This window comes from Maribacter sp. BPC-D8 (genome assembly GCF_035207705.1).
Classification (GTDB): Bacteria; Bacteroidota; Bacteroidia; order Flavobacteriales; family Flavobacteriaceae; genus Maribacter.
Genome location: NZ_CP128187.1, coordinates 3491138 through 3504107 on the forward strand (window position 1 = coordinate 3491138; position 12970 = coordinate 3504107).

A 12970-nucleotide genomic window follows, 5' to 3' on the forward strand; every position below is an offset into this window, starting at 1 on the left:
GAAGCGATAAAACATGAATTACTATCAACGCTGCATGAAAAGTGGCATTTAACCCTTTTTATTGATATTTTTTATAAAAGTAGAAGGCGACAAACCGGTGCTTTGCTTAAAGTATTTGGAGAATGAATCGGCACTTTTATAACCAATTTCTTCGGCAATTGCTTTCACAGAATACGAACGCAATTGCTTGTTTATTTTCAACTCATTAATGATATAATCGATTCTTATATCATTAACAAAAGCTGAAAATGTAGTACCCAAATTATTGTTAATGATTGTCGAAAGGTAAGAAGTATTGGTTTTTAATTTCTTTGCTGTATTATGCAAGGTTGTCTTTTGTTTTAGAAAAAAGCCTTGTTCTTGTAGTTCTTTAATTTGATGAATCAATGCCTCGACCTTTTCATCTTTTATTTCAGTAGTATTCGTACTTGGTTCTAGTGAAGTGTTAAGCGGTGTTTTGTTCTCTGTTCTTTGCATTAATGCATCAAACTTTTTCTTTTCTCTTTTTTGTTTCCATAGCGTAAAACCTATGAAGCACATAACTATTGACCCCAAGGAAATCCACAAATAATTTAATGTACTCTTATAATCGTTGGCTGCATTGGCGTTCTCTATTTGTATACGCTGCTTGTCAATATCATAAAGATTATCAAGCGTATTAAATTTAAACGAGTTATAGGTTTCTAGAGCTTTATAATATTTCTGCTCATATTCTTTTCTTAAATCATCTTCACCCTTCTTTTTATAAATATCTATATATAGTTTATAGAAATCTGGGGAAATGGTTTTTTCTTGCTTTTCAAAAATTGGTCGGCTTTTAATCAAATTTAAATTGTTCAATGCGCTATCCACTTCACCCAAGGCTAGATGGGCTTTACTCTTTTTAATAAGCCCCGGAGAGTCATATTCTTTGAGCCTGTTAAAATACCAATTACTATAAACTCTATACTTGTTAATAGCATTAGAATAATCTCTTTCATTAAAACTTATATTAGCTTCATTTTTTATCAGAAAATAATGTTCCACAGAAGTTTCAGGATAATCTTTAATAGCTTGTTTGAACAAGTCTCTATAATAATAAGCGGAGTCTTTTATTCCCAGTTCATTATATAAATTCGACATATCTAAAAACTGATTATAGTATTCTGGACTCCAACGTTTTTTTAAAAAGTCTCCTTTTGTTTTAACAATCTTAAGTCTTATGTCTAATGCATCCCGGTATTTACCAATTATCTCATAAAACAATGCCATATCAATTTCAGATAGAATAGCCAAATACTCATAATTACTATCATTAATTAATTGAGCCAGCGACTTAAATAGTTCAAAAGATTTATCGTATTCATAATTCTGTTCATATGCCAAGGCTAAATAATAATCAGAAAGCACAGTTTCATAAGCAAAACCATTTTCTTTAGCCATATCATGTGAGATATGGCAGTTAATGATAGCTTCATCATATAAACCTTCAGCAATTTGAAAATCGATTAAAACAAGGTATATAGCTACTTGCTCTTTTACATTATAGGTATCAATATTCTTATGTATTTTATATATGCCAGATAATGTTTGCTCACTTGTCTCATAAATTTCACTATAGAATTCTTGAAGATTAGTTAATAAACTATCTGATATACCCTCTAAATCTTGTTCAGTTTGTGCTTTCCCTAAAAAACAAAAGAGCATTAAAAAAATAGAGATGAACTTTAAGTTCTTTCTTAACATAAAATATTTACAGCTTTGAAAACTCATTTAACTATCCTTATTCAATTTTTTAATATACGATGATGGCGATAACCCTGTATTTTGCTTAAAGTATTTGGAGAATGAATCGGCACTTTTATAACCAATTTCTTCGGCTATTGCTTTCACTGAATATGAGCGTAATTGCTTATTCGTTTTTAGTTCGTTTATGATAAAATCGATTCTAATATCATTCACAAAAGCAGAAAATGTAGTGTCCAAATTATTGTTAATGATCGTCGAAAGGTAAGAAGTATTGGTTTTTAATTTCTTTGCTGTATTATATAAGGTTGTCTTTTGTTTTAGAAAAAAGCCTTGTTCTCGTAGTTCTTTAATTTGATGAATCAATGCCTCTACCTTTTCATCTTTTATTTCAGTAGTATTCGTACTTGGTTCAAGTGAAGTGTTAAGCGGTGTTTTGTTCTCTGTTCTTTGCATTAATGCATCAAACTTTTTCTTTTCCTTTTTTTGTTTCCATAGCGTAAAACCTATGAAGCACATAACTATTGACCCCAAGGCAATCCATAGGTAATTTAATGTACTCTTATAATCGTTGGCTGCATTGGCGTTCTCTATTTGTATACGCTGCTTGTCAATATCGTAAAGATTATCAAGCGTGTTAAATTTAAACGAGTTATAGGTTTCTAGAGCTTTATAATATTTCTGCTCATATTCTTTTCTTAAATCATCTTCACCCTTCTTTTTATAAATATCTATATATAATTTATAGAAATCTGGGGAAATATATTTTTGTTCCTTTAAAAACATTGGACCGCTTTTAATAAGATTTAAGTTGTTCAATGCGCTATCCACTTCACCCAAAGCAAGATGGGCTTTACTTTTATTGATAAGCAAAGGAGAATCATATTCATTGAACCTATTAAAGTACCAATGATTATATATTCTATAGTTATCAATAGACTTTTTAAACTTTTCATCTTTAAAATCAATATCGGCCTCGTTTTTTAATAGTAAAAAATGTTCTAGCTCATCCCCAGTAGACTCATCAATATTGTTTTCATATATCTCTCTATAAAACAAGGTTGAATCTTTCATTCCCAGTTCATTATATAAATTAGACATACCTAAAAACTGACGATGGTATACTGGATTCCATCTATTTTTTAAAAAGTCTCCTTTTGTTTTAACAATCTTAAGTCTTATGTCTAATGCATCGCGGTACTTGCCAATAATCTCATAAAACCATGCCATTTCTATTTCAGATATAATAGCCAAATACTCATAATTACTATCATTAATTAATTGAGCTAAAGATTTAGATAGTTCAAAAGATTTATCGTATTCATAATTCTGTCCATATGCACTAGCCAAATAAAAATCAGAAAGTACCGCTTCGTACGCAAAGTCATTTTTCTCTGCCATTTTACGGGCAATATGGCAATTATTAATAGCTTCATTATACAAACCATCAGCAATTTGAAAATCAATTAAAACAAGGTATATCGTTACTTGTTCTTTGATATTATATTTATCAATATTATTGAATATTTTATTCATGTCAATTAATCTCTGCTCCCCTTTCTCATAAGGTTCATTGTAGATTTTTTGAACATTGGTAATCAAGCTATCAGATATGCCTTCCATATCTTGCTGAGCATGAATTTTCTCAGTAGACCCAATAAAGATTAATAATAGAATAATGATGGATTTATACCATTTTAAATTTTGAAAACTCATTTAACTATCCTTATTCAATTTTTTAATATACGATGATGGCGATAACCCTGTATTTTGCTTAAAATATTTGGAGAATGAGTCCGCACTTTTATACCCAATTTCTTCTGCAATAGCTTTTACCGAATACGAGCGCAACTGCTTATTCGTTTTTAGTTCATTTACGATATAATCGATTCTTATATCATTTACAAAAGCTGAAAAAGTAGTCCCGAGGTTATTATTGATAATATTAGAGAGGTAAGAGGTGTTTGTTTTTAGCTTCTTTGCGGTATTATATAGCGAAGTTTTTTGTTTTAAAAAGAAACCATCATTTTGTAGTTCGTTTATTTTATAAAGAATGGAAGTTACCGTTTTATCTGCCAAGTTTACATCTTGAACTTCGGTTGTATTTTTAATAGTCTGGTTAAACTCGATACTACTCCGCTTCATCAGTTCGTCAAACTTTTTGGCATCTCTCCTTTGCCTAATTACCAAAAATAAAGTGGCTATTAATATGATTACAACTACGGCTACCCATAAATATTTAATGTATTGCTGAAGTTTTGACTTTTCCACATTTTCCTTTACCTGAACCTCTTTTGTTTTTAAATTATGTAATTCGTCAATTGTTTTAAAAGCAAATGTGTTTCGTCTTAGTTGAGCTTGGTCATAATTTTTTAAATATGCACTTGCTATTTCCAGCTGACCTTTAGTAGAATAAATATCATAATAAATTCTATAATAATCAGGGTTCAAATACCGTTCAAACTTCGAAAATTCATCCATTTCTTGAATTGCTTCTAAGGTTATTAAAGCACTATCAAGTTTTCCTAATTCCACATAAGAGCGACCTTTTCTTATTAATATCTCCTCATCTTCTATTCCAAAATCAATCTTAATAAGCTCTTCATATTTCTTGTATTTATTTATAGCCTTTTTAAAATCATTGTTATAGAAGGCCAAGTTACCCTCATACCAAGGAATATAATCAGTAACTAAGCTCGGTTTATGATTCTCAGTTAATTTATGATATTCTCTTAAGTATATTTGAGCTGAATCTTTTTTATCGAAAAAATTATAGAGATCAGCAATATCAAGCGAAACACGCTGCCAATACACATTATTAATTGAATCTTTTCCTAATTTATAAGAGTCAATATATAATTTTAAGGCTTGATCCTTTCTTCCGATTATTGAATTCAAATGGGCAAAATTGCTCATTGTTGCCCATTTATAAGAGTGGTTATTTGGCAAAACACTATACTCCTCTGTTGTAATTATATTTGAATACACATTAAATGCATTTTCATACTCATAACTAGCTACATAGGCTTTAGCAAGAACTAAATTAGCTTGCAAATAAAGTTTGTTATAACTTTTTTCCTCACTTAAGGTTATCGCTTTTTTAAGATTTATGATAGACTCTTTAATTTCACCATTAAATAACATCACATTACTGGTAACCAAATAAATTTTTACTTTCTCTTGTGGTTCTTTAAAATCATCTATCTCTTTAAGTAATTTTTGAGATGCGATAACACTCTTCTTATAGTCCGTTACGCTTAATTCGTAGATGGAATCTATTCTTTGTTCCAATTCAATATTTACAGATTGAGCAGAAAGATTATATAGCAATGAGAATAGGAATAAGGTACCCAGCCAAACCTTTCTAACTCGACTCTCTTTAATCAACATTGCAATCAATTTATACTCAAATAAGAATTCGGCTACAAATTATAGCTTTAATTTGAAAACAGCGCCTTTTAACAGGCTTCTCTTATTTGCACAATAGAACTGAAATAGCATTTTGTATAGGGAATCAAAAACTAAAAAAACCTATATCTACTCTGCCTTCTAATACTTAAAGCGGGTGTAAGAACCCATATAGACTTTCATTAGGCATTAAGAATCTTTTAACCGCTACCCCATAAAAATAAGTACTAACGACTGTAGCTATTATTCAAATTCACGTATTTTTGTACAACTACATTATACATATGCTTTGATCACGTAACGTCTACACTTTACAGCGGAAAAGCACTAAAGCGTTTGAATCTAAATATTCAGGTATGGCAAAAAAAGGCAAGGCTAAAAACACAGTGAACAAAGCAAAGCATACCAAGCTAATGGATAGAAAGAAGAACAAATTGAAAAAGGAAGCTGCGCTTAGAAAAGAACGCTTAAAAAGCATTATCAAAAAAAGTCAGGAATCTGAATAAATATTGAAATAAAAAATAGAATTATGTACCCACTTATTAGAAATAGAAGACTTAGAAGTTCAGAAGCTATACGTAGTTTGGTAAGAGAAACTATAATTTCGCCAAGTGATTTTTTAGTCCCGCTTTTCGTTGTTGAAGGTAAAGGTATTAAAGAGGAAATCGCCTCAATGCCCAATTACTACCGCCTTAGTCTTGACAACCTGACTAAAGAGGTTAAAGAACTTTGGAAAATGGGTTTACGTTCTGTTCTACTTTTTGTAAAAGTACCCGATAATTTAAAGGATAATCAAGGTTCTGAGGCATTGAACGAAAACGGATTAATGCAATTGGCAATTAAGACGGTTAAAAATGCTTGTCCAGAAATGTTGGTAATGACCGATGTTGCCCTTGACCCCTATTCTTCTTACGGTCATGATGGTATTGTTGCAGACGGACAAATTCTAAACGATGAAAGTGTAGAAGTTTTGGCAGAAATGAGTGTTTCGCACGCCAAAGCAGGTGCAGATTTTGTTGCCCCAAGTGATATGATGGATGGTCGTATCCTCAGTATTCGCGAGGCTTTAGAAGATGAAGGTTATACCAACACCGGTATTATGGCATACAGTGCCAAATACGCAAGTGCATTTTACGGTCCGTTTAGAGATGCTTTAGATTCTGCTCCTGTTGATATTAAAAATGTACCTAAGGATAAAAATACCTACCAGATGGATTATGCGAATAGATTTGAAGCTATTCGAGAAACGCAGATGGATATCGAAGAAGGTGCAGATATCGTTATGGTAAAACCAGGATTATGCTACCTAGATATTGTTCGTGAAATCAAAAATGAGGTTGATGTGCCAGTTGCGGTGTATCAAGTTTCTGGTGAATATGCCATGGTAAAAGCTGCCGCTGAAAAAGGATGGTTAGATCATGATGCGGTAATGATGGAACAGCTGACTGCAATCAAAAGAGCTGGTGCAAATATCATCGCAAGTTACTTCGCTAAAGACGTTGTAAAATTCTTAGGATAAAAACAACTACTATTTCATCGAATGAATAAATTAATTTTTATACTATTTGGTTTATTAAGTAGCATTCTTGTTTCGCAAGAAGCTACGACAAAAACTTTATTGCTTCCGGTTGGTTCTAGTTTGCAAGCATCTTCTTTGGCTGCTTACGAGCTAGATTCTGCTTTTGTATATCGCAAAGTTGACAGTATTGTAACAACTGGTATAAAAAATAATGCTTTCCCCGGTGCTCAGGTTTTAATTGCGAAAGAAGGGAATATCATTTTTCATGAAGCTTACGGATTTCACACCTACGATAGCATTCAGCCCGTAGCAGAAAATGACATTTATGATCTGGCATCGGTCACCAAAATTTTAGGTCCGCTGCCTGCAATTATGAAATTGGTTGATGAAGGCAAGTTAGATTTAGACGTTCCTTTTAGCACCTATTGGAAACCTTGGAGAAGTCACAAAGACAAAGCAAATATTACGCTTCGCGAGATATTGGCGCATCAAGCCGGTTTAGAACCTTACATTGTTTTTCTCAATAAAACTTTAAAAAATAACGGTCAGTTTAAAAAGAGATTCATCCGCAGTAAAAAGAATAATAGATTTAGTAACGAAGCTTTTGAAGGTATCTATGTAAAAAATAGATTTAACCGAAAAATGTACCGCATCATAAATCGTTCTGAAGTATCCGCAGAGAAAAAATATACCTATTCGGGACTCACATTTCTAATTTTTCCGGAGCTCATTACTCAAATTACAGGTGTTCCATATGCAGAATATATGGCGCAAGAATTTTACAAACCACTTGGTATGAAAACCTTCGGTTTTCTGCCGAGTATCAAGAATTTCAGCAACAAAATTGTACCTACAGAAACAGATACTATTTACAGACATACGCTCACCCAAGGTTGGGTACATGATGAAAACGCATCTTTATTAGGTGGCATTTCTGGCAACGCAGGGCTGTTTGGTACTGCAGATGATTTGGCAATTATTATGCAAATGTTCATGCAAAACGGACTATATGCCGGCAAGCAATACATCGCTGAAAATACCATTAAAGCATTTTCAAAAGTTCAATATCCCGAAAACGAAAATAGAAGAGGTTTGGGTTTTGACAAACCCTATTTAGAGAACAACACTTTTAAAATTGCCGATGCCTACCCTGCTCCAGAAGTTGGTGCATCAAGTTTTGGGCATAGTGGTTTTACAGGCACATTTGTTTGGGCAGATCCCGAAAACAAATTAGTTTATATATTTCTATCAAATAGAGTGTATCCTACGAGAGAAAATCGCAATATTTACAAGCTGAATATCCGTTCATCAATCCAACAAATATTTTATCAGGCATTTGATAACGCAAAACAGCACCAACCTTAACGTTTTTATTAATATCTTCGATTCATAAAATAACCCCATGGGACTACTACTTTTTTACGCATTCATTTCTATTTTCTTCTCTTTTCTGTGTTCTATATTAGAAGCAGTACTGTTGAGCATTACCCCTACTTTCATCAATGTAAAAAAGAAAGAAGGTCATGCGTATGCAACAACACTAGAAGCACTTAAAAAAGATGTCGATCAACCTTTAATTGCTATTTTAACTATAAATACCATTGCCCACACGGTTGGTGCAATTTTGGTAGGTGTACAAGCGAAAGTTGCCTATGCCGAGTTATACGGTAGCGAAACCAAAACAATACTTGGCGTTACCTTCACCGAAGACTTAATGGTCGGTGTGGTGTCTACTTTAATGACCATTCTTATTTTGGTGGCATCTGAAATTATACCAAAAACAATTGGTGCAACGTATTGGAAACAATTGGCTAATTTCTCTACCAAGGCTTTAAACATTATGGTTTTGGGCTTAAAATATACGGGTCTGTTATGGATACTTCGTCTTTTTACCAAAATGGTAGGCGGTGGCAAACACCATGGTAGCGTTTTAAGTCGCGAAGATTTTCATGCGATGACCGATATGGCACATGAAGAAGGTGTTTTTGAAAAATCTGAATCTACCATCATTAAAAACTTATTAAGGTTCGATGAAGTATTGGTGAAAGATATTATGACGCCAAGAGCGGTTATGAAAGTAGCGTCAGACGAGAAAACGATAGCCGATTTCTTTGCTGACAATCCGAAATTGCGTTTTTCTAGAATTCCTGTGTACACCGATAATATGGATAATGTTACCGGTTTTGTTTTAAAGGATAATGTGCTAGAAGAAATGATCAACCAGAACGGAGAAATTCCGTTGAAAGATATTAAACGTGAAATTCTAGTAACCCGTAGAAGTACGCCGATCCCAACATTATTTGAAATATTCATTGCAAAACGTGAGGCAATTGCCCTTGTAGTTGACGAATATGGTTCTGTAAGTGGTATTGTAACGATGGAAGATGTTATTGAAACCCTTCTAGGGCTCGAAATAATGGATGAGAGCGACAATGTTGCCGATTTGCAGAGTCTTGCTCGTAAAAATTGGGAAAAACGCGCTCAGGCAACGGGAGTAATCGAAAAGCCTACTTCACCAGACGAATAAATAGCAAGAACAATTATGGAGGATGTTGCTTACATAAATACACCCCTCGGAGTTGCCAAAATTATTGGCGATACTGACGGACTCTCCGAAGTTACTGTTTTAAATTCTGATGCCCCACTTACCGATGTTATACCAGAATCTTTAGAGGATGCCGTTTATCAATTAAACGAATATTTTGAAGGACTAAGAACCGAGTTCAATTTAAAACTGAACCCACACGGTACCGAGTTTCAAAAGAAGGTTTGGGTAGAATTACAAAACATACCCTACGGAAAATCTAGATCCTATTTAGAGCTTGCAAAGTTATTGGGTGATCCCAATGCCACCAGAGCTGCCGCATCTGCAAATGCCCGAAATCCGTTATGGATCGTAGTGCCTTGCCATCGAGTTATTGGTACCGATGGTTCACTTACCGGTTACGCTGGTGGGCTACACAGAAAACAGTGGTTATTGAACCACGAAAGCCCCGTGAAACAGCAAAGTCTATTCTAAAACAGCTCGTTTATTTTATCAAAAAACAAACCACTTAGTTTGTTCAGTGCTTAAAACACTCAATTAACTCCGAACACCTTGCATTTTATCGATACAATTGCGATTGCTGTCGTTGCTTTCCAGCACTCTTAACTCAATTTACAAGTAAAAAACCGACTGGTTGGTCGGTTCGCTGTTTTTAGCCATTTCTTACCTAGACTTAAATAATTTATGGTGATTATGGTTTCCCGTAATGGAGTGTGAAATGATAATTGTAGGTTTATTCTTTAGTGGTATATTAGTGTACTGATAAATTAACAATTACATATACTCAATGATATTTGGGGATATATGTAATTGTACACATATACCATTGTTGTATGTAAGCTGAAAAAAAGAAATTGCATTTGAAAAATATTTTAAATCCCACAAAAAAAATTCTAATACTTTTTGGAATTTTATCGATGGTATTACTGACATTATACGTTTGGAATTATTCTTTTGCATGGGAATTTGTTTTTGGAGTAACGCATTATATAGTGTTGTTATTAATTGTTCTAATTATTGGAATTCTGATTTCATCATATATTGACAAAAAAAACAAAACAAAACTCAAGTATTATTTTATAATTTCTCTAATTCAACTATTGATTATTTGGTCAGTAGCTAATCCAATACGAGAGTGGCAAGTTGAAAACGCAAAAAAACAAGGATTTCAAATAGTAAAACTAATTGATAAGTACAAATTAGAAAATAAAGAAAATCCAAAATCGTTGATAGAGCTTGAAAAAGAGCAAAATGTTGACATTCCAAAAAGAACAAAAATTGGAACTAAATACGCGTACAAAGTTTATGAAAACGGGAGTTATGGTCTAAGCTTCAAATCCTATTACGGATACGATTTTAACTATGACAAGGATAGTAAAAAGTGGATTTCGGCAGACTGAAAAGCCTACATACAACAATACCTATAATTAATGCGGGCTTAGGTTTTAAAGCCAAGTTCTGTGTATATTTATGATGTCGCTAAATCTTTGGGATTTAGCTTTGGACAAAAAAAATAAAAGCGAAACCCAAAGTTTTAGCTTTGTGCGTAGCTGGAAATCTGCTGGATTTCCGCCCCGCACTAATCATAGCTTTGGCGTTACCTGCAATATGAAAAACCACGATTATGCTAGATAATAAGAATGAAGCAACAATAGACGGAGACGGAAATATTGTCGTACAAAACGTAACTGGTTCGACAATTACAATCAATCCGAATAATTCCGAAGAATTAAAAGAATTTCTAATTGATTTTAGTAAAAAAATATCTGAATTACCACTTGAAGTAACAAAACTCATTGAAGAAAAATCAAAAGGAATGGATAAAGAATTTGAAAAAGGGGCAAATCTATACTTAACGATTTTAGGAGAGTTCAGCAGTTATCAAGGCGTTGGAGTTTCTTTTGGAACAACCATTACAAATCTGACAAGAGAAATCAGGTATTTTAATCAGCCGTATTTCAAGGTTTTTCCAAAATTCAAATTAGGAAAGGGAATTGAACACGATACTTTTTTTATGAAGCAGCGTGACCATTCACCAACTCAATATCCTTATCGTTTGGAGTTTGGACAAACTGTGGATAGTGCATATCCAATAATACAAGGCGGATACGAAATGTTTTTGGAAAATGTTAGTGAAGAAGCATACATTCAAGCTTTTGTAACAACAACAGTTGGAGAAATTTATAGCTCCAGAAAATATATGATTTCTAAATTAATTTCTGAATACCAATCAATAATCAAGTGAAGACAAAGATAATAATCGGACTTAATATTGTCGCTTTAATAATATCAGTTATTTGGCTTATAAACTCAAATTACGATTTTGAGCCAATTATTTTATGCGTAACATTAATGGCAACCCTATTAGGTTTAACAATAAAAGATAAAATTATGGGCAAAAATGATGCTAAAATCAAAGGAGATGAAAATGAAGTAAAGCAAGGAACAAAAAAAACTAAAAGTACCGATAACAAAACAGTAATTAAAGGAAACAAAAACAAGGTGCAGCAAAAATAATACTGCAGGTAACAACGTATATAAAAAATAGCGCGAATCTTTGCTATAACGAAGGTTCGGGCATTTTTAGGAAGTCGCCAAATTTTTAAATTTGACAAATTTCGAAAAATAAGATAATTAGTAAAATTTAAAAATTCGGCTTGTATTTAATCCGAAATGTTATCGCTTACTTTCAGCGATAACTTTTCATATACGGAGCCGTTAGCATACATATGAAAAAAAACTACATATTAACAATTATACTACTTATTTTCATCCAACTTGGTTTCTCTCAAGATTATGAAATTGTTAAAGAAACAAAAAAATTAGTTGACACTCGGGATATTTATCTAAATGGAGGAACTCGGTCTCAATTCGGAGGAAAATCAAGAACTTATATTAAGTTTGACTTACCACCAAATACTGTGCATTGGTATTATAGTTTTGCCACTACTAAAGGACAAAGTGGGACTGCTAACTTAAACTTAGCTGTTCAGTTAACTGGAATGATTGCTGACCCAAGTGGAATTACATCAAATTCACTTTCTGCGATAAATGTTCCCGAAGGAATTGCAACTGCGGACTTTTATCTACTTGACCATACCAATTTACAACCATTTATAAATAAAATTGATTACCAGCATTATACCGAAGGTATGGCTGAAAACACCAAACAAGCTGTTGTAAAAGTAGATGATATAAAGACTGGTAGTTGGTATTTAGGTATAAAAAATCCAAGCTCATTAAACGGAATTAATCTTATCGTAGAAATTGTCGCAATCACAGAAACAAGAATTTTAATTGCTAAATCAGACAAACAACAAAAAGCGGAATTATACGGTGGTTTAGGTTGGACGAACTTTGAAAGTGGAGATTATGAAAAATGTATCGAATATTGTGATAAAGCAAATGCGGAATTTGAATTAGGTTGGGTACTTGCAAATAAAGGCTTAGCTGAATTAATGACCGACAAAGAAAGTAATGCAATGGAAACATATATTCAGGCAATTACTCTAATAAAAAAACAACCCAATCCTACCTATTTTTTTAAAGAGATGATTAAAGATATTAATAATTCAAAAAAAATAAAGCCGAACTTAACAGGAGCGGACGAAATTAAACAACTAATTGAAATGCAACGTGAATAAATACGGGCGTCTACAAAAACCTAAGTTAAAAAAGAGACGAATTATTTCTTAATCTGAGACAATGTTATTCTAGGCTCATAGATTCTAAAATCAGATTTTTTGAGACCAAATTAATAATCAGAATACGTT

At 32.9% G+C, this 12970-nt stretch carries 12 protein-coding genes; 9 read left to right on the forward strand and 3 right to left on the reverse strand.

The window, feature by feature from the left end:
• Nucleotides 1–48: 48 nt before the first annotated feature.
• From QSV08_RS15275 to QSV08_RS15285, 3 genes are read right to left on the reverse strand one after another with little or no spacing between them, the layout of a single operon-like run.
• Nucleotides 49–1725: a helix-turn-helix domain-containing protein gene (locus QSV08_RS15275; RefSeq protein WP_324024558.1), complete on the reverse strand. Its 1677-nt coding sequence runs from the start codon at nt 1723–1725 to the stop codon at nt 49–51.
• Nucleotides 1726–1752: 27 nt separating this feature from the next.
• Nucleotides 1753–3441, reverse strand: a complete 1689-nt coding sequence (locus tag QSV08_RS15280; RefSeq protein ID WP_324024560.1) for a helix-turn-helix domain-containing protein — start codon at nt 3439–3441, stop codon at nt 1753–1755.
• A complete protein-coding gene (locus tag QSV08_RS15285; RefSeq protein ID WP_324024562.1) occupies nt 3442–5115 on the reverse strand; it encodes a helix-turn-helix domain-containing protein in 1674 nt (557 codons plus the stop codon).
• Nucleotides 5116–5489: 374 nt separating this feature from the next.
• Between QSV08_RS15285 and QSV08_RS15290 the strand changes: the two genes are divergently transcribed.
• The 9 genes from QSV08_RS15290 to QSV08_RS15330 all read left to right on the forward strand — a co-directional run bounded on the left by QSV08_RS15290 (nt 5490) and on the right by QSV08_RS15330 (nt 12841).
• A complete protein-coding gene (locus QSV08_RS15290; protein WP_324024564.1) occupies nt 5490–5639 on the forward strand; it encodes a hypothetical protein in 150 nt (49 codons plus the stop codon).
• A gap of 23 nt (nt 5640–5662) precedes the next feature.
• A complete protein-coding gene (gene hemB / locus QSV08_RS15295) occupies nt 5663–6652 on the forward strand; it encodes a porphobilinogen synthase (RefSeq protein ID WP_324024566.1) in 990 nt (329 codons plus the stop codon).
• 21 nt (nt 6653–6673) lie between these two features.
• Nucleotides 6674–8017: a serine hydrolase domain-containing protein gene (locus QSV08_RS15300; RefSeq protein ID WP_324024568.1), complete on the forward strand. Its 1344-nt coding sequence runs from the start codon at nt 6674–6676 to the stop codon at nt 8015–8017.
• Between the two features lie 37 nt (nt 8018–8054).
• Entirely contained in the window at nt 8055–9179 is a 1125-nt protein-coding gene (locus QSV08_RS15305; RefSeq protein WP_324024570.1) for a hemolysin family protein, read from the forward strand.
• 15 nt (nt 9180–9194) lie between these two features.
• A complete protein-coding gene (locus QSV08_RS15310) occupies nt 9195–9671 on the forward strand; it encodes a methylated-DNA--[protein]-cysteine S-methyltransferase (RefSeq protein ID WP_324024572.1) in 477 nt (158 codons plus the stop codon).
• Between the two features lie 386 nt (nt 9672–10057).
• Nucleotides 10058–10597, forward strand: a complete 540-nt coding sequence (locus QSV08_RS15315; RefSeq protein ID WP_324024574.1) for a hypothetical protein — start codon at nt 10058–10060, stop codon at nt 10595–10597.
• Between the two features lie 224 nt (nt 10598–10821).
• Complete coding sequence (locus tag QSV08_RS15320) at nt 10822–11442, forward strand: hypothetical protein (protein WP_324024575.1); 621 nt, start codon at nt 10822–10824, stop codon at nt 11440–11442.
• The gene (locus QSV08_RS15325; protein WP_324024577.1) at nt 11439–11714 is read left to right on the forward strand and encodes a hypothetical protein; all 276 of its coding nucleotides are present in this window, start codon (nt 11439–11441) and stop codon (nt 11712–11714) included. The genes QSV08_RS15320 and QSV08_RS15325 overlap by 4 nt, the downstream gene beginning before the upstream one ends.
• A gap of 212 nt (nt 11715–11926) precedes the next feature.
• A complete protein-coding gene (locus QSV08_RS15330; protein ID WP_324024579.1) occupies nt 11927–12841 on the forward strand; it encodes a tetratricopeptide repeat protein in 915 nt (304 codons plus the stop codon).
• The last annotated feature ends 129 nt before the right edge of the window (nt 12842–12970 follow it).